Annotated in this window: 19 protein-coding genes; 13 read left to right on the top strand and 6 right to left on the bottom strand. The window is 71.2% G+C overall.

All coding sequences use genetic code 11. The features are described from left to right. Nucleotides 1-90: 90 nt before the first annotated feature. Both ABD292_RS15580 and ABD292_RS15575 read right to left on the bottom strand, forming a co-directional pair. The gene (locus ABD292_RS15580; protein WP_344207960.1) at nucleotides 91-828 is read right to left on the bottom strand and encodes an SDR family NAD(P)-dependent oxidoreductase; all 738 of its coding nucleotides are present in this window, start codon (nucleotides 826-828) and stop codon (nucleotides 91-93) included. Between the two features lie 490 nt (nucleotides 829-1,318). After that, nucleotides 1,319-1,840 carry a cupin domain-containing protein gene (locus ABD292_RS15575; protein WP_344207921.1) on the bottom strand — a complete coding sequence of 174 codons (522 nt, stop codon included), beginning with the start codon at nucleotides 1,838-1,840 and terminating at the stop codon, nucleotides 1,319-1,321. Nucleotides 1,841-1,984: 144 nt separating this feature from the next. Here ABD292_RS15575 and ABD292_RS15570 point away from each other — a divergent pair, with 144 nt between their 5' ends. Then, complete coding sequence (locus ABD292_RS15570; protein WP_344207920.1) at nucleotides 1,985-2,653, top strand: TetR/AcrR family transcriptional regulator; 669 nt, start codon at nucleotides 1,985-1,987, stop codon at nucleotides 2,651-2,653. A 218-nt stretch (nucleotides 2,654-2,871) separates the two neighbouring features. Here the strand turns inward: ABD292_RS15570 and ABD292_RS15565 are convergent, their stop codons facing one another. Further along, nucleotides 2,872-3,312: a MarR family winged helix-turn-helix transcriptional regulator gene (locus ABD292_RS15565; protein WP_344207919.1), complete on the bottom strand. Its 441-nt coding sequence runs from the start codon at nucleotides 3,310-3,312 to the stop codon at nucleotides 2,872-2,874. 64 nt (nucleotides 3,313-3,376) lie between these two features. On the opposite strand from ABD292_RS15565, the gene ABD292_RS15560 reads away from it, so the two are divergent. Next, the gene (locus ABD292_RS15560) at nucleotides 3,377-3,907 is read left to right on the top strand and encodes a hypothetical protein (RefSeq protein WP_344207918.1); all 531 of its coding nucleotides are present in this window, start codon (nucleotides 3,377-3,379) and stop codon (nucleotides 3,905-3,907) included. Nucleotides 3,908-3,970: 63 nt separating this feature from the next. Here ABD292_RS15560 and kstD read toward each other — a convergent pair whose 3' ends face one another. Beyond that, nucleotides 3,971-5,734: a 3-oxosteroid 1-dehydrogenase gene (gene kstD / locus ABD292_RS15555; protein ID WP_344207917.1), complete on the bottom strand. Its 1,764-nt coding sequence runs from the start codon at nucleotides 5,732-5,734 to the stop codon at nucleotides 3,971-3,973. A gap of 331 nt (nucleotides 5,735-6,065) precedes the next feature. On the opposite strand from kstD, the gene ABD292_RS15550 reads away from it, so the two are divergent. The 8 genes from ABD292_RS15550 to ABD292_RS15515 all read left to right on the top strand — a co-directional run bounded on the left by ABD292_RS15550 (nucleotide 6,066) and on the right by ABD292_RS15515 (nucleotide 13,947). Further along, nucleotides 6,066-7,097, top strand: coding sequence for an SIS domain-containing protein (locus ABD292_RS15550; protein WP_344207916.1), 1,032 nt, complete (start codon nucleotides 6,066-6,068; stop codon nucleotides 7,095-7,097). Further along, complete coding sequence (locus ABD292_RS15545; RefSeq protein WP_344207915.1) at nucleotides 7,097-7,942, top strand: PfkB family carbohydrate kinase; 846 nt, start codon at nucleotides 7,097-7,099, stop codon at nucleotides 7,940-7,942. The genes ABD292_RS15550 and ABD292_RS15545 overlap by 1 nt, the downstream gene beginning before the upstream one ends. Continuing rightward, the gene (locus ABD292_RS15540) at nucleotides 7,939-8,850 is read left to right on the top strand and encodes a transporter substrate-binding domain-containing protein (protein ID WP_344207914.1); all 912 of its coding nucleotides are present in this window, start codon (nucleotides 7,939-7,941) and stop codon (nucleotides 8,848-8,850) included. Before ABD292_RS15545 ends, ABD292_RS15540 begins: the two co-directional genes overlap by 4 nt. 63 nt (nucleotides 8,851-8,913) lie before the next feature. Beyond that, nucleotides 8,914-9,828 (top strand): amino acid ABC transporter permease, encoded by a 915-nt coding sequence (locus ABD292_RS15535; protein ID WP_344207913.1) that lies wholly within the window; start codon nucleotides 8,914-8,916, stop codon nucleotides 9,826-9,828. Then, entirely contained in the window at nucleotides 9,828-10,592 is a 765-nt protein-coding gene (locus tag ABD292_RS15530) for an amino acid ABC transporter ATP-binding protein (protein ID WP_344207912.1), read from the top strand. The genes ABD292_RS15535 and ABD292_RS15530 overlap by 1 nt, the downstream gene beginning before the upstream one ends. Then, nucleotides 10,592-11,557 carry an ornithine cyclodeaminase family protein gene (locus tag ABD292_RS15525; RefSeq protein WP_344207911.1) on the top strand — a complete coding sequence of 322 codons (966 nt, stop codon included), beginning with the start codon at nucleotides 10,592-10,594 and terminating at the stop codon, nucleotides 11,555-11,557. The genes ABD292_RS15530 and ABD292_RS15525 overlap by 1 nt, the downstream gene beginning before the upstream one ends. A gap of 90 nt (nucleotides 11,558-11,647) precedes the next feature. Next, a complete protein-coding gene (locus tag ABD292_RS15520; protein ID WP_344207910.1) occupies nucleotides 11,648-12,787 on the top strand; it encodes a LacI family DNA-binding transcriptional regulator in 1,140 nt (379 codons plus the stop codon). Then, nucleotides 12,784-13,947 (top strand): NAD(P)/FAD-dependent oxidoreductase, encoded by a 1,164-nt coding sequence (locus ABD292_RS15515; RefSeq protein ID WP_344207909.1) that lies wholly within the window; start codon nucleotides 12,784-12,786, stop codon nucleotides 13,945-13,947. Before ABD292_RS15520 ends, ABD292_RS15515 begins: the two co-directional genes overlap by 4 nt. A 247-nt stretch (nucleotides 13,948-14,194) precedes the next feature. On the opposite strand, the gene ABD292_RS15510 is transcribed toward ABD292_RS15515, so the two are convergent. Together ABD292_RS15510 and ABD292_RS15505 are read right to left on the bottom strand one after the other, a co-directional pair. Continuing rightward, the gene (locus ABD292_RS15510; protein WP_344207908.1) at nucleotides 14,195-15,811 is read right to left on the bottom strand and encodes a sulfatase-like hydrolase/transferase; all 1,617 of its coding nucleotides are present in this window, start codon (nucleotides 15,809-15,811) and stop codon (nucleotides 14,195-14,197) included. A gap of 88 nt (nucleotides 15,812-15,899) precedes the next feature. Next, nucleotides 15,900-16,799: a sulfotransferase family protein gene (locus ABD292_RS15505; protein WP_344207907.1), complete on the bottom strand. Its 900-nt coding sequence runs from the start codon at nucleotides 16,797-16,799 to the stop codon at nucleotides 15,900-15,902. A 325-nt stretch (nucleotides 16,800-17,124) separates the two neighbouring features. On the opposite strand from ABD292_RS15505, the gene ABD292_RS15500 reads away from it, so the two are divergent. Genes ABD292_RS15500 through ABD292_RS15490 form a run of 3 tightly spaced genes read left to right on the top strand, consistent with a single transcriptional unit; the run spans nucleotide 17,125 to nucleotide 19,975 of the window. Then, nucleotides 17,125-17,847 carry an acetoacetate decarboxylase family protein gene (locus ABD292_RS15500; protein WP_344207906.1) on the top strand — a complete coding sequence of 241 codons (723 nt, stop codon included), beginning with the start codon at nucleotides 17,125-17,127 and terminating at the stop codon, nucleotides 17,845-17,847. Nucleotides 17,848-17,897: 50 nt separating this feature from the next. Next, nucleotides 17,898-19,238 carry an MFS transporter gene (locus tag ABD292_RS15495; RefSeq protein WP_344207905.1) on the top strand — a complete coding sequence of 447 codons (1,341 nt, stop codon included), beginning with the start codon at nucleotides 17,898-17,900 and terminating at the stop codon, nucleotides 19,236-19,238. After that, nucleotides 19,238-19,975: an acetoacetate decarboxylase family protein gene (locus ABD292_RS15490; protein ID WP_344207904.1), complete on the top strand. Its 738-nt coding sequence runs from the start codon at nucleotides 19,238-19,240 to the stop codon at nucleotides 19,973-19,975. Before ABD292_RS15495 ends, ABD292_RS15490 begins: the two co-directional genes overlap by 1 nt. Nucleotide 19,976: the final 1 nt, after the last annotated feature.

Raw genomic sequence — 19,976 nt, 5'->3', positions numbered from 1 at the left:
GTGGCGTCGTCACCACACGAGCCTCGGGTGACATGAGCGACAAACCGACGATCGTGCGGTGCCCGTCCGAGGTCCCGCACCACAATGCTGTTACTGGGGCAGGCCCTGGTAGTCGGCCTGTCCGGCGATCTGTCCGCCGTCGCCGGCCACCTCGCTGCCGGTGACGAACCGGGAGTCGTCGCCGGCGAAGAAGAGCACGATCCCGGCAATGTCATCCGGCTCGCCGACCCGGCCCAGCGCCACGTTGCTGGTGTCGAAAGTGACGCCGGCGGTCATCGGGGTCTTGATCTGCCCGGGGTGGACGGCGTTCACTCGGATCCCGTACGCGCCCAACTCCAGCGCGGCGGTCTTGGTCAGGCCACGGACCGCCCACTTGGAGACGACGTAGCCGGACATCCTCGGCACCCCCTGCAACGCTCCGACGGAACCGATGTTGACGATCGATCCACCCCCGGCCCGTTTCATCGCCGGGACCACGGCCTGGATACCGTTGAAGACACCGATCAGGTTCACGTCCAACGTGCGCTGCAGTCGCGCGATGTCCCACTGCTCCAGGGGAGCCGGGTCCGCGATGCCCGCGTTGTTGACCAGGATGTCGATGGAGCCGAACCGCTTCTCGGTCCGGTCGACGACCCGGGCCCACTCCTCCGGAGACCGGACGTCGAGCTTCTCGACGATGGCATTGGGTCCGAGTTCGTCGGCGAGGGCCTGCGCCGCGGTGACGTTCACGTCAGCGATGACCACGTTCGCGCCCTCGGCGACGAGCCGCCGGACGGTGGCGCCGCCCATCCCCATGGCGCCACCGGTGACCAGCGCTGTCTTTCCCATTACTCGCCCCATGGCGAGCTCCTTTCCCGCCTTGCACCGACCCGGTGCGAAGGCTGTCATTCGTCGAATTCGGTGCCCGGATGACGTGCTCACAGGCGGCCCGCTCGTCCTGCGTCCGGCTGCCGGCGGCGTTGATCTCACGTCCGCTGTACGGCGACCGGTCAGCACGACTGTGTCCTCTGCGGCGAGTGCCGCTCAGGAGATCTCCCGGTCGAGGCCGGAACCGGTTCCCGGTGACCAGCCATGTTCGGGTGCCGGAGGGGTCAGGCGACTACCCCTGCTTGAGCGCGCGCGACCACGGTCCGTTCGGCCTGGTGACGTGCGGCGTTTCGGGTGTCGTCGTCGATCGGACCGAGGTCAGGGCCCCACACCGCACGGTGGGACGTGCCGTACGGGTTGCCATCGACGAACTTGACCGGGGCGGCCCGGGCGATCTCCGTGGCGATCCGGGTGCCGGTTCGCAGTGGTGAAGGTGACCTGCCTGGGCGGCTCAGTCCCAGTCGTGGTCTCCCGGAAGTAGCACCATGTTGTGGGCGCCCAGGATGTCCACCATCTCGTTGAACTTCTCGTCCGGCCAGGGCTCCGGGGCTCGGTCCGTCTCGCCGTACGCCAGGAAGAAGGACTCCGGTCCGGCGGGCGTGTAGAAGACGAGGAGCCTGGCCGGCTCCGCGCCGATGTTCTTGAAGCCGTGCCGCGTGCCCTTGGGGATGTACACGAAATCGCCGGCACCGGCCGTGATCTTCTCGTTCCCGTTGATGAACTCGAATGCCCCGGAGACGACGTAGAACGCTTCGTCCTCCTTGGTGTGGATGTGCGGCTGGTTGCCATGGTCCGGCTCGATGAGACCGTCCATGAAAGCGAATGCCCCGTCGGTCTGTTCTCCTGTGACCTTTACCGCGAACGTCTCATGCCCGGTGAGCCGGATGACACCTCCATCCTTACGGACGACGAAGCCGTTGGCGGCCGTCCACACAGGGTCGTCCTTGTCCGGGAGCGGCAGGTTGAGAGACATGCTGCGATCCTTCCTCGCGGTGCGCCGTTCGTTGAATATAAGTCATTGAATGACAGTCAATCAAGTTGGAGCATGGAGACCGCGCGCGACATGGCCCGATACGCTGATGACAGGGCAAGCAGACATCGTCGGGAAGGATCAGGCGTGACCCAGTCCGTCACGGGCAAGCCGCCGACGCGGCGGCAGCTGGCCGCCCAGGAGACGCGCCAGAAGCTGCTGCACGCCGCGCTGAAGTGCTTCTCGCAGCGCCCCTACGCGGATGTCACCGTCGGGGACATCGCCCGCTCGGCCGGAGTCGCCCACGGACTCCTGTCCCACCACTTCAACGGCAAGGAGAGCCTCTACGCGGAGGCCGTACGCGAGATCGACCGGCAGCTCCGCGCCGCCGCGAAGCTCACCACCGATGGGCCCGTCCTCGAACGTCTCCGCCGCCATCTCACCGCCCACCTGGAATTCCTGGCGGAGCACGAGGACGCCGCCCTCAACCTGATCCTGCGCCGCGCGGAGGGCACCGACGCGGCAGGGGAGGCCTTCGAGGCGACCCGCCGGGAGGGGATCCACGCGATCTGCCGGCTACTCGGCCTCGACGCGGACGACCCGGCGCTCGAGTTGCCCATGCGCGGCTACTCCGCCGCCTGCGACGAAACCGCCCGCCACTGGCTCAGAAGCGGCCGCCCACACGAGATCGCGGCGCTGGTCGACATGTGGATCACCTTTCTGTCGGGCGCGATCCGAGCTGCCTGTGATCTCGCGCCGGCCCCTGCCCTGAACGAGGCATTGGAGCTGCTCCAGGCCGGACGCTCCCGCAGCTGAGGCGAGGTTCGGGCGCGGCTGACCCCGCGTCTCCCCGGACTCGGCCACGCCGCTTCCTGGGGTGACCTTGTGCCTGCCGAAAATTCCATGTACTCACGCAATGCGTGCCGGAGGTGGCGTTCACCACCTACGCCCTGCAGGCCGCGATCGACGCGCTGCGGCTCAGATCACCCGCTGGTCGCAGCCGAGCCCGGACGCCCGGCGGCAGAACCGGGCCGTCAGTTGGAGCCGGCGCCGGACAGGAGGCGATCGACGAGGGCCTTGAGGGTTTTGGCGTCGTCCGGGCCGAGCCGGTCCAGCAGGTGACGGCGGGTGGCTGTCTCCAGTGTCGGCAACGTCGCGTCAAGCACCTGCCTGCCCTGCGGGCACAGCGCGACCTCCATTCCGTTCGGGACCTTGTCGCGGGCCACGTAGCCGCGGTCGGTCATCCGGGTGAGCAGGTGCGACAGCCGGGTCCGGTCCCAGCCGAGGGCGGCGGCGAGGGCGTTCTGGCGGAGGCTTCCGCCGGACTCGTGCAGGCAGACGAGGACGCTCAGTTCCGGCTCCGAGACGCCCGAGGCCGCGGTGGTCTCGGCGACGACGGCGGCGCGGATCGTCTCGTGGGCGCGTTTCCAGCGCAGCCACAGCTCAGTCGCTTCGCCCGACCCAACTGTTGACATGTCAACACTTCTCTTTCTAGTGTTCGACCCGACCGGACAACTCGACGTACAGAGGACCACTCCCATGCTCGATCCCGGACGGCACTACGCCGGCCTGCGCCTGGTGGCGCTCCTGCCCCTGCTTCTGTTCCTTCCTGCCGTGATCGCCTTCTTCGTGGACCCGGACGTGGCATGGGGAGAATACCTGGGCGTCTTCTTCCACCTCTCGATCCTCTTCCTGGTATCGCGGCTGGACGCGGCGTCCTGGGCCAAGGCCGCAGGCTACGGCTGGGTGACGCTCGACGTGCTCGCCGGCATCCTGATGATCAACGGAATCGAGTACGACACGGCCTGGGCGGTCCGGCTCGGCGGCCACGTCCTCGCCGGCGTCTGGATCGTGGCGAGTTCCCTGGTCAGCCGTTCCTGGCCGGTTCGCGTGGTCGGCGTCGTCACCGGCGTCTGGCTCGCCGGCTACTCCTTCGTCGGCGCCGTTCTCGCCGAGGAGTTCCTCCGCCCGGCCGGGATCATGATCCTGGTCTGGTTCGCCCTCCTGGCGATCTTCCACCGCGACGATCCCATGCACTCGGCGACGACGACCAGCCCGGCGCCTGCCTGACCCGCGTGGTGGACTCCGCAAGGCGCGGCGGCGGGCAGGCGACGAGCCGTCACAGCGGGAAGCTCAGGGCCGCGTCCCGGCGAGGTCGTTGGCGGCGATGTAGCCGAACGTCATGGCCGGGCCGATCGTCGAGCCGGAGCCGGCGTAGCTGTGGCCCATGACCGCGCCGCTGGCGTTGCCGGCCGCGTACAGGCCGGAGATCACCGAGCCGTCGGCCCGCAGGACGCGGGCGCGGGCGTCGGTGCGCAGGCCGCCCTTCGTGCCCAGGTCACCGGGGACGATCTTGAAGGCGTAGAAGGGCGGCAGCCAGAGCGGCGCCAGGCACGGGTTGGGCCGCACGTACGGGTCGGCGTAGTAGTGGTCGTAGGCGCTGTCGCCGCGGTGGAAGTCGGGGTCCCGGCCGGTCAGGGCGAACCCGTTGAAGCGGGTGACCGTGGCGCGCAGGGCCGCCTCGGGCACGCCGATCTTCCGGGCGAGCTGCTCGATGGTCGGGGCCCTGAACAGGGCGCCGCTGTCGTACCAGGAGTCGGGGAAGGGCAGCAGCGGGGCGAGGTCCTTGAACAGGTACTTGTTGCGGTACTGCTGGTCGACGATCAGCCAGGCGGGGATGTGCGGGTCGGACGGGCTGTTGCGGTCGTACATGACGTGCACGACGTCGCTGTAGGGGGCGGCCTCGTTGACGAAGCGGCGGCCGCTGCCATTGACGATGACGCAGCCCGGCAGCGTACGTTCGGCCAGGCAGAAGTACGGCTCGTCGGGCAGCGGGATCACCGGCCCCCACCAGGCGTCGTCCATCAGGTCCAGGGCCGCCCCGGCCCGCTCGCCGGCCTCGATGCCGTCGCCGGTGTTCTCCTTGGCGCCGACGGTCCAGCTCGTCCCGATGGGCTGGCGCTGGAACTCCGCGCGCATGGCGGCGCTGTGCTCGAACCCGCCCGACCCGACGATCACCCCGCGCCTGGCCCTGACCAGCCCGGCCGAGGTGACCACGCCCGCGACGCGGCCGTTCTCGACGTGCAGGTCGAGCAGCGGGGTGTTCAGCCACACGGGCACCCCGGCCGCCAGCAGCCCGGCCCGCAGTCCCCCGGCCAGCGCCTGGCCCATGGTGAGCGGCTTCTCGCCGCGCAGCGCGGCCTGCGTGCCGCGCAGCAGGCACGCCGCCGACACCGCCGCCCCTTGCGGGTTGACCAGGGCGAGGTTCAGCCACTTGTAGTCGGCGCTGAAGACGACCATGCCCGCCGGGGTCGGGATGTACGGCGGGTTGAGCCGGGCCAGCTCCGGCCCGAGAATGTTGCCGTCGAACTGGTCGGGCTCGATGGAACGCCCGCCCGGCATGCCGCCGGGGAACTCCGGATAGTAGTCGGAGTAGCCGTCCATGAACCGGAAGCGCAGCGGGCTGTTGCGCATCACGAACGAGATCATCTCCGGTCCCGCGGCGAGGAACGCCTGCTGCCGCGCGGCCGGGACGGTGTCGCCCACCACGCGGGCGAGGTAGGCGGCGGCCTTGGCCGGGGTGTCCGGCACGCCGGCGGCGAGGATCACCTCGTTGCACGGGATCCAGATGCCCGCCCCCGACCGGGCCGCCGACCCGCCGAACGTCGGCGCCTTCTCCAGCACGACGGTGCTCAGCCCGCGCTTGGCGGCGGTCAGGGCCGCGGTCATGCCGGCGGCTCCCGAGCCGACCACCACCACGTCGTAGTCGGCGTCGGCGTAGGCCGGGTCCTGGCCGAGGGCCGCGCCGGTGACCATGATCCCGCCCGCGATGAGCAGGGAACGGCGGCTGCGCCCACGGGGGGTGAGGTCGTCCGAGGCCGGTGAGGCAGGTCGCATCGGTGATCCCTTCGGACAGGGGCGAGCCGATCGGCCCACCCGCCGAAAGCGAGCATGCGCTTGGTTGGTTACTCTGTCAACGCCCCTGGGACGCCGGCGCACCGGCCATCACCCGCGTGGCCTGAATGAGGGCGTCGAACGCGTGCTCTCGCAGGTCAAGGAGGACCCCCCGATGGCGCGCCCGCGCAGCCGCCCGGCTCCGGCCCGGTCCCCCTGCGGTTCGCGAGCGGTGCCAGAGCTCTCGCCGCCGTCCGGTGACCTCTTGACGGTGGACCACCGGGAGGGGCATCATCTACCGCATCTGAGATCGATCTCACATTGGAGCATCCTGATGTCGCAGGTACGCCAGCTTCTCCGTCCCCTCGGCGACATTCCCGAGACTTTCCGCGCCGACCTGGACCAGGCGGTGACCCCGGAAATCGAAGCCCAGGTGACCGCTTTCGTGAACAAGGCGCTCAAGCCGACCACCAGGGCCATCTACCTGGTCGGCTGCGGCGGATCGTTGTTCATGTTCGGCGCCATGCGATTCGTGCTGGAACGTTCCCCCATCCCGGTGGTCGCGATGAACGCCGACGAGTTCATGCTGCGCGGCCCCGCCGCTCTCGGCCCGGACTCGGTCGTGATCGCCGCCAGCACCAACGGCGGCACGCCCGAGACGGCGCGGGCCGTGCGTTTCGCCCGTGCGGCGGGCGCCCCCGTGCTGCTGGTCACCAAGGACCCCGAGAGCCTGGTGGCGAAGGAGGCGGCGGACATCGTGCTCCACCGCAGCGTGGAGGCCAAGCAGGTGCTGCAGGGCTACATCGCCTACGCCCTGCTCAAGGCCCAGGGCGTGGACAGCGACTTTGACGCCGCGGTCGCCGTGTTCCGCGACTGCGGAGCCGCGTTCGAGAGCGCGGTGCACGAACTGGACGACCGGCTGCGCGCCATCGCGGAGGCGTGCGTGGACGAGCCGTGCGTGTACGTCCTCGGCTCCGGCCCACTGGAGGGCGCCGCCCAGACCTTCGCCGCGTGCTACCTGCAGGAGATGCAGCTCAAGCACGCCGTGGCCACCGGCTCGGGCGAGTTCCTGCACGGCGCGTTCGAGGTGATCGACGGCGGCGTGCCGGTGATCGTGCTGCTGGGCGAGGACGCCACCCGGCCCATGGGCGAGCGCGCCATCCGCTTCCTGGAGCGTTACAACGAACGCAACCACATCATCGACGGCGCCACCCTCTCGCTGCCGGGCGTCCCGAAGGAGCTGCGGGCCACGGTCGGCGCGTTCGTCATGGCCAGCGCCGTCACCGCCCGGCTGGCCCAGCACTTCGAGTCCTACTCCGGCCGGCCGCTGACCGAACGCCGCTACATGTGGCGGGTCGAGTACTGATGCGACTGGCCGCCGTCGGCGACAACATCATGGACTGCTACGTGGAGGCCGATCGCATGTTCCCGGGCGGGAACTGCGTCAACGTGGCCGTCCACGCGGCCCGCGCCGGCGCCCGCTCCTCCTACGTGGGCGCGGCCGGGCGCGACGAGCGCGGCGAGCGGCTGGCGGCGGCGCTGCTGGCCGAAGGCGTGGACATCTCCCGGCTGCGCAGGCTGGCCGGGCCGACGGGTTACGCCACCGTCGTCAACGTCGCCGGGGAGCGCACCTTCGGCCCCTTCGACCGCGGCGTGGCCCCCTTCCGGCTCGACGAGCGGGACCTCGAGTTCATCGCCGGGCACGAGCTGGCGCACTCCAGCTACTCGGCCGCCCTGGAAGAGCAGTTGCCGGCCGTCGCGGAGCGGGTGCCGCTGTCGTTCGACTTCGACGCCCACACCGGCGACGACTACGCCGCCGCGCTGATCCCGTACGTCACCTACGCCTTCTTCTCCGCCTCCCACCTGAGCGAGGCGCAGACGGCAGACCTGTTGCGCTGGGCCTGCGCGAAGGGCGCCCGGGCGGCGCTGGCCACGCGCGGAGCAGGCGGCGCGCGGCTGTTCGACGGGCATGAGCTGCTCGTCGAGCCGGCCGTGCCGGTGGACGTCGTGGACACGCTGGGCGCCGGGGACACCTTCATCGCGCACGCCCTGGCCGGGCTGTCGGCCGGGCTCGGCGGGCGGGAGATCCTGCGCCGCGCCGTCACCCGCGCCGCCGAGGTGTGCACCTCGCTCGGCGCCTTCGGGCACCCCTCACCTCTCACTCCCGATCTGGCCCCCGTAACCCCCCTATCAGCGGAGGAAACCACATGATCCGAACCAGCGGCCGCCGCAACGGCGCCACGCTCGCCGCGCTGTCGGCGTGCGCGGTCCTCGTCCTGACCGCCTGCGGCGGCGGCTCGCAGAGCGGGACCTCGGCCTCGCCCGCGGCCGCCACGGCAGCGGCCCAGGCCGCCGACCCCGCCGTCGCCAAGCTCGTCCCGCAAGGCGTGAAGGACATCAAGGTCGCCGTCTTCAGTGACTGGGCGCCCGAGGAGTACGCCGAGAACGGTGAGATCAAGGGCTGGAGCGTGGACGTCGCCAAGGCCATGGCGGCCAGGATGGGCGTGAACTTCGCCTACACCGCCACCGGCTTCGACATGATCATCCCCGGCCTGGACAACGGCCGCTACGATCTCGCCGTCGCCTCGCTCGGCGTCACGCCGGACCGGCTGGAGAGCCTCGACTTCGTGCCCCTGCAGAAGGAGGGCACGGCCTTCGGCTGGAAGAAGGGCGCCGGGCTGAACATCCAGAAGGTCGAGGACACCTGCGGCAAGACCGTCGCGGTGCTCACCGGCGCGTGGGAGTACAAGTACCTCACCGACAACAACGCCAAGCTCTGCGGCTCGACCCCGATGAAGATCGAGCAGTTCAAGGACCAGCCGTCCGCCGAGCTGGCCGTCACCTCCGGCCGGGTGCAGCTCGTCGCCGCCGGCTCCGGCAAGCTCAAGTACAGCGCCAAGCAGAGCGGCGCCATGGACGTCTCCGACCTGCTGGTCAACGCCGTCTACAACGGGCTGGGCGTGAAGAAGGACAGCCCGCTCGGGCCGGCGCTCAAGGCGGCGCTGCAGGCCGTCATCGACGACGGCACCTACACGAAGATCCGCTCGCAGTGGGGCGTGACCAGTCAGGGCGACCTCAAGCAGGCCGTCCTCATCACCCAGGCCAACCCCGAAGGCTGACCCCGTACGCACGAGAAGCCCGCCCCGCACGCCCTCCGACCCCACTGACCAAGGAGCCCGACGATGACGATGGCAGAGCAGACGAGGGAGTTCCGCAGCGCCGAAGGCGTCCGGCGGGTGCCGCTGCGGCATCCCTGGTGGTGGGTCGGCGGTGCGGTGCTCGTCCTGCTGATCGTGGCGTTCGTGCACCTGCTGGTGACGAACGAGAACCTGCGCTGGTCGGTCGTCCTGCAGTACCTCTTCGACGCCGAGATCATGCGCGGCCTGCTGACGACGCTGGAGCTGACCGTGCTGGCCATGGTGATCGGGCTGGCCATCGGCATCCTGCTGGCGATCATGCGGCTGTCGGCCAACCCGCTGTTCCGGTCGGTGAGCTGGCTCTGGCTGTGGTTCTTCCGAGGCGTGCCGCCGCTGGTGCAGATGGTGTTCTGGTTCAACCTGGCCACGCTCGTCCCGACGATCTCGCTCGGGATCCCGTTCGGGCCGACGGTGGGAGAATGGGACACCAACACGCTGATCTCGTCGTTCTCGGCGGCGATCCTGGGGCTGGCCCTGACCGAGAGCGCGTACGCGGCGGAGATGATCCGGGCCGGCATCCAGGCGGTCTCCAAGGGCCAGACCGAGGCGGCGCTGGCCATCGGGATGTCCCGCTACCAGGTGATGCGGCGGATCGTGCTGCCGCAGGCGCTGCGCATCGTCATCCCGCCGATCGGCAACGACCTCATCTCGATGCTGAAGTTCACCTCTCTGGTGAGCGTGCTGGCCACGCCCGACCTGCTCTACAGCGCGCAGATGATCTACTCGCGCAACTACAAGACGATCCCGCTGCTGCTCGTGGCGACCATCTGGTACCTGGTGCTGACGACACTGCTCACCGTGGCTCAGCAGCAGATCGAGAAGCGGCTCAAGCTGACGCGCGCCACCCCTGTGCGGACCACCAGGCAGCTGCGCTTCCTCCCGTCGATCGGAAAGGCGTAATGGACGTTCCCCTCCTGCGCATCGAGCAGGTCAGCAAGAGCTTCGGCGGCCACCGCGTGCTGTGCGACGTGTCCCTGGACGTGCACGCCGGCCAGGTGCAGTGCGTCATCGGCCCCTCCGGCTCGGGCAAGAGCACGCTGCTGCGTTGCGTCAACCTGCTGGAGACGCCCGACAGCGGCCACGTCTACCTCGACGGCGAGCCCATGGGGCACCGCTGGAAGAACGGCGTGCTGCACCAGATGTCCGCCGGCCGGCTCGCGGTGCAGCGCCGTCAGATGGGCATGGTCTTCCAGGGCTTCCACCTCTTCCCGCACCGCCGCGTGATCGAGAACGTCACCGAGGGCCCCATGGTGGTCAACAGAGTCGACCGCGCCACCGCCCGACGGCAGGCCATGGAGCTGCTGTCCAAGGTGGGGCTGGCCGAGAAGGCCGAGGCGTACCCGGAGTCGTTGTCGGGCGGTCAGCAGCAGCGGGTGGCCATCGCGCGCTCGCTGGCCATGCGGCCCAAGCTCATGCTGTTCGACGAGCCGACCTCCGCGCTCGACCCCGAACTGGTGGGCGACGTGCTCGACGTGATGCGCGACCTCGCCGGCGAGGGTATGACCATGGTCGTGGTCACCCATGAGATGGGCTTCGCCCGCGACGTCGCCGACCACGTGGTGTTCATGGACGGCGGGGTCGTCGTCGAGTCGGGCCCGCCCGAGCAGATCTTCGGCGCCCCCGAGCACGAACGCACCCGCTCGTTCCTGGCCAGGGTGCTGTGATGAGCGTCCTGGTGCTGTCGGACGCCCAGATCAGGGCGGTGCTCACCGCCGCCGACGTCGTGGCCGCCCAGGACCACGCCTTCCTGCTGGCCGCCGGCCAGGACAGGGTGCGGTCGGCGCACACCCACCACGCGACGTACGCGCCGGACGGGATGGCGTTCGTGCACAGCGCCGTCGTCGGCGGCGAGACGGGCGTGGCGGTCAAGTCCGGCACGCAGCAGCCCGGCAACGCCGAGCTCGGCCTGCCCGCGGTCCACGCCACGGTCACCCTGCACGACCCCGGCACCGGAGAGCCGGTCGCGCTGCTCAACGGCGCCACCATCACCGCGTTGCGCACGGCCGGTGGCCTCGTCTCGGCCGCCCGCGCCCTCGCGCTCGCCGCCGGACCGCACACGCTGGGTGTGCTCGGCGCGGGAGTGCAGGCCGCGGAGGTCGTCCGCCTGATGCGCGCGCTCCTGCCGGTCGGACGGGTGCTGATGTGGAGCCCGCGGCTCGCCGCCGGCGCCCGCCGGCCGTTCGCCGGCGCCGAGGTGGCCGCCTCGCCTCGCGAACTGTGCGAGCGCAGCACCGTGATCGCCACCTGCACGCTCAGCCGCGTCCCCGTCGTCGAGGGCGCCTGGCTGCGCCCCGGCACGACCGTGCTCACCATGGGTTCGTACGCGCCCGACCGCCGCGAGCTGGACCTCGCCTGCGCCGAGCGCGCCGACCTGACCTACGCCGACCTGCCCGAGCAGGCGCTGCGCGGCAACGGCCCGATCATGGAGGCCGTCGCGTCCGGCGTGCTCGCGCCGGAGGCCGTCCGTCCTCTCGCGGACGTCCTGAGCGGGGCCGATCCGGGACGCACCCGCGGCGACCAGGTCGTCCTCTTCCACGGCAACGGCCTCGGCGTCCAGGACGCGGTGCTCGCCTGGCGCGCCTATGAACGGGCTCGCCGGTCGGGCACGGGCGTCGAAGTCGCGCTGTGAGCTGCCGCCCTCCGGACGTCCCGCCCGTGAGTTACGCTGCCACCGCCCCGGCCGTCGATCACACGGCATCCCCTCGACAAGGAAGTGAACGTGGCGACTGAACCCGGACCGCCGAGACCGGCCAAGGGCGCGCGGCCCAACCTCAAGGACGTCGCGGCCCGCGCGGGCGTCTCCAGAGCCACCGCCGCCCGCGCCCTCGGCGGATACGGCTACAGCAGCCGAGAGGTCATGGAACGGGTGAGCGAGGCGGCCAGGGAGCTCGGCTACGAGGTCAATCGCATCGCCCGCACCATGCGCAGCGGCAAGTCCGACATCATCGGCTTCGTCTGCGCGGACATCTCCGACGCCTTCTTCTCCAGCGCCATGCGCGGCATCTGTGACGTGGCGCGGAGACAGGGCTCCAAGGTCATCGTCATGAACACCGACGACCAGCTCGCCCAGGAGCAGGAGGCCACCCGCGTGCTGCTCTCGCACGAGGTGGACGGCATCGTCATCACCCCCGTCTCCGTGCGCGAGCACGCCCACATCGACGCCGTCACCGATGCCGGGGTCCCGGTCGTCTCGCTCGACCGCCAGCTCAGCGACGCCGGCATCGACAGCGTCGTCGCCGACAACGAGGACGGCACCGCCCATGCCATCGGCCATCTCATCGCTCGCGGGCACCGCCGCATCGCCTTCCTGGGGTCCGTACAGCCGGAGGAGCCGCCTTCGCTGCGCATCGGCAAGATCCGCGCCAGCGTCGCCGGGCCGTCGCGTCCGTCGCTCGACCGCATCCGCGGCTACCTGCGGACGCTGGCCGGGGCCGGGCTGCCCGCCGACCGTGACCTCATCGCCCTCGTGCCGCAGGGCAGCGCGCCGGAACGCCGGCTGGAGGCGGTGGCGGCCGTGCTCGCGCTCGACGATCCGCCGACCGCCCTGTTCACCGCCGACAGCTACATGACCAAGAGCGCGTTCTCGCTGCTGTCGGAGCTGGGGGTGCGGGTCCCGGAGGAGATGTCGCTGCTCGGGTTCGACGACCTGGAGTGGACCACGCTGGTCCGACCGCGCATCTCCGTCGTCGTGCAGCCCACCTACGACATGGGACGCACCGCGGCCGAGCAGCTCTTCACCAAGATCGCCCACCCCGCGCCGGCCGGCGACGGACGCGGCCGGCGCACGGTCGTCCCCACGCGGTTCCTCGATCGCGACAGCGTGGGCGGTTCTGTCATCGACAAAGGAACAGGTCCATGAACGAAACCGGGCGCGAACTGCCCCGCCACGCGTCAGTGGTGATCATCGGCGGCGGCTGCATGGGCGTCTCCATCGCCTACTCCCTCGCCGCGGCCGGAACCCAGGACGTGGTGCTCGTCGACAAGGGCCCGCTCGGGTCGGGCTCGACGTCGAAGGCCGCCGGCGGGGTGCGCGCGCAGTTCTCCGACCGGGTCAACATCGAGCTGGGCGCGCGCAGCCTGGAGACGTTCGAGACGTTCACCAGGCGCTTCGGGCAGGAGATCGACCTGCACAAGGCCGGATACCTGTTCCTGCTCGACTCGCCGGAGGCCGTCGCCGAGTTCGAGAAGAACGTCGCCGTGCAGAACGACCTCGGCGTGCCCAGCCGGATGGTCTCCGTGCGCGAGGCGGCCCGGCTGTCGCCGCTGATCGACACCGACGGCCTGCTCGCCGGCGCCTACTCCCCCGCCGACGGTCACTGCACGCCCGAGTCCGTCGTCCTCGGGTACGCGGGCGCCGCCCGCCGGCACGGCGCCCGGCTGCTGCCCAACTGCGCCGCGACCGGCATCGAGCTGGACGGCGACCGCATCGTCGCGGTGCACACCGAGGGCGGGCGCATCGAGACCGGCACCGTCGTCTGCGCCGCGGGCGCCTGGTCCCGCACGGTCGGCGCGTGGGCCGGCGTGGACCTGCCGGTCGAGCCGCTGCGCCGCCAGGTGCTGCTCACCGAGCCCATCCCCGGGCTGCCGCCGACCACGTTCACGATCGACTTCGGCACCACGTTCTACTTCCACCGGGAGGGCCAGGGACTGCTGCTCGGCATGTCCGACCCGGAGGAGACGCCCGGCTTCAAGCTCGACCGCTCCGACGCCTGGCTGCCCAGGCTGGGCGAGGCGATGGCGCGCCGCGCACCCGCCCTGATGGAGACCGGCATCGCCACCGGCTGGGCCGGTCTGTACGAGGTGACCCCCGACCACAACGCCCTCATCGGCGTCGCCAGGAACGTCGATCGCTTCCTCTACGCCACCGGCTTCTCCGGGCACGGCTTCCTGATGAGCCCGGCCGTCGGCGAGGTCGTCCGCGACCTCTACCTGGACCGGACGCCGTTCACCGACGTCAGCGGCTTCGACGCCGGCCGCTTCGCGCACGCCGGGTCCCGTCCCGAGCTCAACATCGTCTGAACCCGTTCTCCCAAGGAGCCCTGTCCATGCACACGACGCTCCCCTCGCCGGCCGAGTTGTCCGCGCTCGCCCTGGAGACCGCCAAGCGCTGCGGCGTCGAGCTCACCGGCGGCGCGGTCCGACGCCTGGCGCGGCTACATGCGGCGGGCCACGAACACGATCAACTACTCGGGCGAGCTGCCGCTCGCGCAGGGGGTCGAGTTCGACATCTGACGCGCCGGTCCCGGCCTCGGCAGCGCTCGCCCGCTCACACGAGACCGCGCTGGTGGTCATAGGCACGGCGGAACGTGTGCCGCCTGCCGTCCGTGCGGAAGGACGCCGACCCGGTGACCACTCCGTGCCCGGGGACGCGGAAGGTCGCGCTGATCTTCTCGCCCGGCGCCAGCTCGGCCGCCTCCTGGCGGGCGGTCACCTTGCGCCCGCCCGGCAGGTCCAGCGCGAGCCGCACCCTCCGCCACGTGACGGCCGAGCCGTTGACGAGCGTCACGGTGACCCGGTCGCCCGAGACGGTCATCCTCAACCCGTACGGGCGGCGGGGATCGGGGCCGATCGACCGGTCGAGCAGCTCCATCAGCTCGCCGACCAGCTCCGGCCGTTCGGAGGCCAGGTCCTCGCGCTCGCCGAGGTCGGTGTCGAGGTCGTACAGCTCGATCCGGCCTCCGGGGCCGGCGCCCGCGATGCCGGGCGCGAACCTGATCGCCTTCCAGCGGCCGCGGCGGATCGCCTGCGCCTTGCGCGGCCGGTTCCACACCAGATGGTGGTGGCCGGGCCCGTCGCCGCCGTCGAACATGCCGCGGAACGAGCGGCCGTCGATCCCGTCCGGCGCCGGCACCCCGGCCAGGTCGGCCAGCGTCGGCAGCACGTCCCAGTAGGCCACCGGCCGCGCCTCGACCCGGGGGCGCAGCCTCGGCGACCAGGCGATCAGCGGCACCCGGATGCCGCCCTCGTACAGGTCGCGCTTGTCGGCGCGGAGCGGGCCGTTGGAGTCGAACAGGCCGGGGGTCACGCCCTTCTCGCGGTGCGGGCCGTTGTCGCTCATGAACAGCACGATCGTGTTCGCGGCCTTGCCGGTCTCGCGCAGCGTGGCCACGAGCCGTTCCACGTGCGAGTCCAGCAGGGTGACCTGGGCGGCGTGACGCCGGTTGGGCCGGGTCCACGGCTGGTTCTCGTACGGGCCGGCGTCGCCCGGAACCACGCTCGGCGAGTGCGGCAGGATGGTCGGGAAGTAGAGCAGGAACGGCCGCTCGGACGGCTCCCTGATGAAGTCGACGGCCCGCCGCAGGAACAGGCCGGGCGCGTACGCCCTGCCGCCCAGCGCCACCTTGCCGGCGTTGTGCCACAGGTAGCGCGGGTAGTACTGGTGGGCGTGGCGGTGGGTGATGTAGCCGAAGAACTCGCCGAAGCCGCGCTCGTTCGGGTGGGACGGCTGGCCGGGCCGCTCGGGCCCGAAGCCCCACTTGCCGATGCACGCGGTGCGGTAACCGGACAGCTGGAGCAGCTCGGCGAAGGTCAGGTCGTCCTCCACCAGCGCGCGCTGCGGGCCGCCCTCCGGGTTCTCGCGCACAGTGGAGTGCCCGGCGTGCAGGCCGGTGAGCAGGGAGCAGCGCGACGGCGCGCACAGCGGCGCCCCCGAGTAGGCGGTCTCGAACCGCACCCCTTCGGCGGCCAGCCGGTCGATGGCCGGCGTGGCAATCTTCTTCTGCCCCTGGACGCCGATCTCGCCCCAGCCCAGGTCATCGGCGAGGATGATGAGGAAGTTGGGCCGGGGCGCGACCGCCGCCCGCGCCGGTGACGCGGCGGCGCGGACGGACAGGCCGGCGAGCGCGCCGGCCAGGAGGGTCCGGCGCGAGGGAGCGATGATCATTCCTGACACCTTCGACGCCGTGCGTGATCGACATGCGAAGCGCGGACGAACGGCAGGCGGACTCTGCCGGAACGGAAGCCCGCGTCCGTCAGCAGTAACCCCAGAGCCCGGCGATCTCCCTGAGCTCGGCAGGCAGCTCGTCGGCCGGGGGCAGCGGGCGGCCGGCGACGACCGTGCCACTCTTGATCTTGTCCCGCCAGTCGCCCACTCCTTTCTCGAAAGCTCCGTGGTCCTTGTCGCCGTACTGGAGCATCCCCGGCTCCCACTCCACGCCCAGGAACGCGCAGAGCGGCCTCAGCGTCCCCTCCGGGTCCGCGACCAGCTCCTCGTAACGCAGCGTGTGACCCTCCAGGTGCGTACGGGCCTCCTGCAGATAGGTCATGTACGCCAGCGTCCGCGGCACCGCCTCGGTCATGGGCCGCTTGGCGGGGTCGGCCTCGTGCCACGACTGCACGATCGACATCGGGTGCCGCAGCAGGAAGACGAACCTGGCGTCCGGCCAGCACGTCCTGAGCCGCTGCCACACGAACACGTTGCTCGGCGTCTTCTCCACCAGGATCGGCTTGCCGCTGCGCCGGAGCTCCCGGTGCAGCAGCCGGTCCCAGACGAGGTGCTCGACGTCGCTGTGGGTGTGGCCGAGGAGCTGCATCGCCTGCCGTACGGGCTCGGTGGTGAACCCCACCGTCATGCGGCGGAAATGGGTCTCGATGGGCGAGTGGACCTGGCTGTGCGAGTTGAGGATCACCCGCAGCAGGGTCGAGCCGGACCGCACCGACGACAGCAGGAAGACGGGCTCACGCAGCAGCCGGTCGTGCGCCGGGTCCACCGGCCCGCGCACCGCGTCGCCGGGCAGCCGCTGCGTCTCGGGGGCGGGCCTGGGCGGCGGCGGCGGTTTCGGCGGGCCGGCCGCCCGCTGCCTCCCCGCGCGGGTGAGTGTGTAACCGGTCAGTCCCTCGAGTGTCGCGTTGGCCCTGTACTTCCAGCTCATGGCCCGTCAAGGTACGGGTGACCGGTGAACCTCTGGTTAACCCGCCCTGTGAGGTTCGGCCCACGGGGGTGTCCCCGGTATTGACAGGCCCCCTGCCACGGGAGAGCTTGTGGCTGGGTCGCCTCGGGGCCGTGATCCGCACCGCCGCCGCCGGCGGGACCGGCACGGTGATCGGGCGCAAGGAGCTCCTCCACGCGCACGAGGGACAGCCGCGGCTGGGCGGCCGGGCTGACCTGGGCGTTCTGCTCTTGACGTGGCGGCGCCGGGATCGCCATACTCTCGGAACAAAACTCAACTCGACTCAAGTTAAGTTTCGGAGAGCGCCGTGCGCCAGACCATCGCCACCATCCCGAGCTGGTCGCCCCTGTATCCCCTGGGCGTCCACGAGTTCCGCGACACCGAGAACCTCACCCTGCTCTGCCGCACCCGCCCGGGGCTGGTCGGCGAGCTGCTGCCGTACCCGCTGACCCCCACGGGCGACTACCTGCGCGTCAAGTGGTCGCGCGTCGGCAGGGTCGTCGACCTCACCGGCATGCTCAACATGGAGTTCATCCTGCCGTGCGCCTTCGAGGGCGAGGCCGGCTCGCACGTCCCGCTCGAATACATTGAGAGCGACATGGGCCTGTGCGTCGGCCGCGAGGTGTTCGCCTGGCCCAAGAAAGGCGGCGAGCTCACCTGGGAGCAGGACGGCCAGGGCCGCATCCACCTGGAGTGCCGCAGGAACGGACGCACCCTGATCACCACCGACTTCACCCCCGGCCCGCCCGCCCCGGCCTCCTGGCCCGCCGCCGGCCCCACCTTCCAGGTGCGCCACCTGACCACGCCACGCCAGGACGTCCCCGTCACCGCCGAGATCATCCGCTTCGAGTTCCCCGCCGCCGCCCTGCGCGAGCCGGTCCACGGCCAGGCCACCCTGGAGCTGCACGACGGCCCCGGCGACCCGCTGGAGTTCCTCGGCCCGCTGGAGGTCGTCGCGGCCCGCGTCGACTTCACCGACTTCGACTTCGGGCCCGGCGACGTCGTCGGCCGCTCCGAGCTCGCCGCCTGAGGCTCCGCCGTGTCCATCCCCCTCGCGAACCCTTCGGAACAGGACCGCGCGTGAAAGAGCCCATGACCCTGGACGACCTGCCCCTGCGCCCGTTCCACCTGCGCATCGCGGCGGTCGTCGGCGGCGGCATGTTCATCGACGGCTACATCCTCGGCATCGTCATCTTCGCCTTCCCCGCCATCCCGGCCGCCTTCGGCATGACGCCGGTCTGGAGCGGCCTGGTCTCGGCCGCCCCCCTGGTCGGCCTGTTCGTCGGCGGCCTGGTGTTCGGCCGGCTGACCGACCGGTTCGGCCGCAAGGACCTGTTCCGCCTGCACCTGCTCGCCATGGTGGTGATCTCGGTGCTGCAGGTGTTCACCGCCGCACCGTGGCAGCTCGTCGCGCTGCGGCTGGTGCTGGGCCTGGCCATCGGCGGCGACTACGCCATCGGCCCCGGACTGCTGGCCGAGTTCACCCCGCGCAAGCTGCGCACCGCGGTGATGAGCGCGCTCGGCGTGCTGTGGGCGCTGGGCTACCTCGTCGCCACCGTCGCCGGCCACTACGTCGCCGGGCTGGGCGGCCCCGACGCCTGGAAATGGGCCCTCGCCACCAGCGCCACCCCGTCCCTGATCGTGCTGATCATGCGGACCGGCGCGCCCGAATCGCCGCGCTGGCTCATCAGCCAGGGCCGCGTCGAGGAAGCCCGCCGCATCGTGGACAGGTGGCTCGGCCCCGACATCGCGCTGCCGCCCGCGGACGCCGCGCGTGCCGCCGGCGCCGGCTCCTGGCGGCGGCTGTTCGCGCCCGACATGTGGCGCAGGACAGCCGTATCCGGCCTGTTCTGGATGGCGCTGGCCATCCCCAACTTCTCCCTGTTCGTCTTCCTGCCGGACGTGCTCGCCGCGCTGAAGGTGGACGACGAATTCCTCGGCACCGTGCTGCCGTGCGCGTTCGCCCTGCTCGGCGCGGTCATCGGCATCTTCCTGCTGCCCCGCATGGGACGCCGGACCGCACTGATCGGCTTCATGGCGGCGCTCACGGCCATCTGCCTGTGGATCGGCCTGGCGCCGAACCCGCCCTGGCTCACCGTGACGCTGTTCGTGCTGTTCGGGCTGCTGCTGGCGCTGGTCGCCAACCTGGAGTTCATCTACCCCAGCGAGCTGTTCCCCACCGAGCTGCGGGCCTCCGGCCTCGGCCTGGCCTCGGCCATCAGCCGCATCGGCGCTGCCGCTGGAACGTTCCTGCTGCCGATCGGGCTGGAAAGCCTCGGCGTGGCCGGCGTCATGGTGGCCACCGCCGTGGTGCTGCTGCTCGGCATCGCGGTCACCGCCGCCTGGGCGCCCGAGACCAACGGCGCGGCCCTGGACGAACCGGCCCCCGCCCCCCTCGCCCCGCGACCCCGAGGACTGTGATGCGCACCGGATACGACCCCCTCGACTTCTGGCGGCGGCTCGACTATCCGCCGGCCGCGCAGCCGTACTCCGCGCCCGGCCTGAGCACCGTCACCGTCTACTGCCGCGGCGACGCGGAGGAGCTGGAACGGCTGCTGCGGCCCACCCCGTTCCTGCCCGCCGACGACCGGTTCGCGGTCAGCTTCGCCGACTTCTCCACCGCCACCAACGGCGGCTTCATGGACTGCGGCGTCATCGTCCCGGTCCGCTACGGCGACCTCGTCGGCGGCTTCTACCTGGCCGAGTACGAGAACCACTCCTGGAGCGTGGCCGCCGGCCGCGAGCTGTGGGGCTATCCCAAACGCATGGCCGCCATGCGCGTCGAGCGCGACGGCGACCGGATCGCCTGCACCGTCGCCGCCGAGGGCCGCACCCTGGTCGACCTGGAATGGGAGGCCGACGACACGGCGCCCGAGCCGCCCGGGCTGCGGCTCTACCCGCACCTGCTGGTGCGGGCCGTGCCCCAGGTGGACGGGCCCGGCTTCGCCCGGTTCGACGTGCTGTCCCGGGACACCTCGCCGGACTTCGTCCTGCACGAGGAGCGGCGCGGGCGCGCCCGGCTACGCCTCGGCGAGGGCCTGGTGCACGCCGGCGAGCACCTGACGGTCGGAGGCGTGCTGGGCGCGGTCCACACGGTCGGCGACTTCGCCTCCACCGCGCGGCACGGGCTGCCGACGGTGCTGGCCCGCCTCGCCTGAC

Origin of the sequence: Nonomuraea bangladeshensis (genome assembly GCF_039529455.1) — a bacterium.
Taxonomy (GTDB): domain Bacteria; phylum Actinomycetota; class Actinomycetes; order Streptosporangiales; family Streptosporangiaceae; genus Nonomuraea; species Nonomuraea bangladeshensis.
This window is presented reverse-complemented; position numbering and strand designations above follow the sequence as displayed.

What these genes read in the sequence shown, in the direction of transcription:
- kstD (WP_344207917.1), bottom strand. Translation starts at nt 5,734, where the DNA reads ATGCGACCTGCCTCACCGGCCTCGGACGACCTCACCCCCCGTGGGCGC.
- ABD292_RS15540 (WP_344207914.1), top strand. Translation starts at nt 7,939, where the DNA reads ATGATCCGAACCAGCGGCCGCCGCAACGGCGCCACGCTCGCCGCGCTG.
- ABD292_RS15515 (WP_344207909.1), top strand. Translation starts at nt 12,784, where the DNA reads ATGAACGAAACCGGGCGCGAACTGCCCCGCCACGCGTCAGTGGTGATC.
- ABD292_RS15505 (WP_344207907.1), bottom strand. Translation starts at nt 16,799, where the DNA reads ATGAGCTGGAAGTACAGGGCCAACGCGACACTCGAGGGACTGACCGGT.
- ABD292_RS15530 (WP_344207912.1), top strand. Translation starts at nt 9,828, where the DNA reads ATGGACGTTCCCCTCCTGCGCATCGAGCAGGTCAGCAAGAGCTTCGGC.
- ABD292_RS15490 (WP_344207904.1), top strand. Translation starts at nt 19,238, where the DNA reads ATGCGCACCGGATACGACCCCCTCGACTTCTGGCGGCGGCTCGACTAT.
- ABD292_RS15560 (WP_344207918.1), top strand. Translation starts at nt 3,377, where the DNA reads ATGCTCGATCCCGGACGGCACTACGCCGGCCTGCGCCTGGTGGCGCTC.
- ABD292_RS15580 (WP_344207960.1), bottom strand. Translation starts at nt 828, where the DNA reads ATGGGAAAGACAGCGCTGGTCACCGGTGGCGCCATGGGGATGGGCGGC.
- ABD292_RS15545 (WP_344207915.1), top strand. Translation starts at nt 7,097, where the DNA reads ATGCGACTGGCCGCCGTCGGCGACAACATCATGGACTGCTACGTGGAG.
- ABD292_RS15550 (WP_344207916.1), top strand. Translation starts at nt 6,066, where the DNA reads ATGTCGCAGGTACGCCAGCTTCTCCGTCCCCTCGGCGACATTCCCGAG.
- ABD292_RS15575 (WP_344207921.1), bottom strand. Translation starts at nt 1,840, where the DNA reads ATGTCTCTCAACCTGCCGCTCCCGGACAAGGACGACCCTGTGTGGACG.
- ABD292_RS15535 (WP_344207913.1), top strand. Translation starts at nt 8,914, where the DNA reads ATGACGATGGCAGAGCAGACGAGGGAGTTCCGCAGCGCCGAAGGCGTC.
- ABD292_RS15510 (WP_344207908.1), bottom strand. Translation starts at nt 15,811, where the DNA reads ATGATCATCGCTCCCTCGCGCCGGACCCTCCTGGCCGGCGCGCTCGCC.
- ABD292_RS15565 (WP_344207919.1), bottom strand. Translation starts at nt 3,312, where the DNA reads ATGTCAACAGTTGGGTCGGGCGAAGCGACTGAGCTGTGGCTGCGCTGG.
- ABD292_RS15525 (WP_344207911.1), top strand. Translation starts at nt 10,592, where the DNA reads ATGAGCGTCCTGGTGCTGTCGGACGCCCAGATCAGGGCGGTGCTCACC.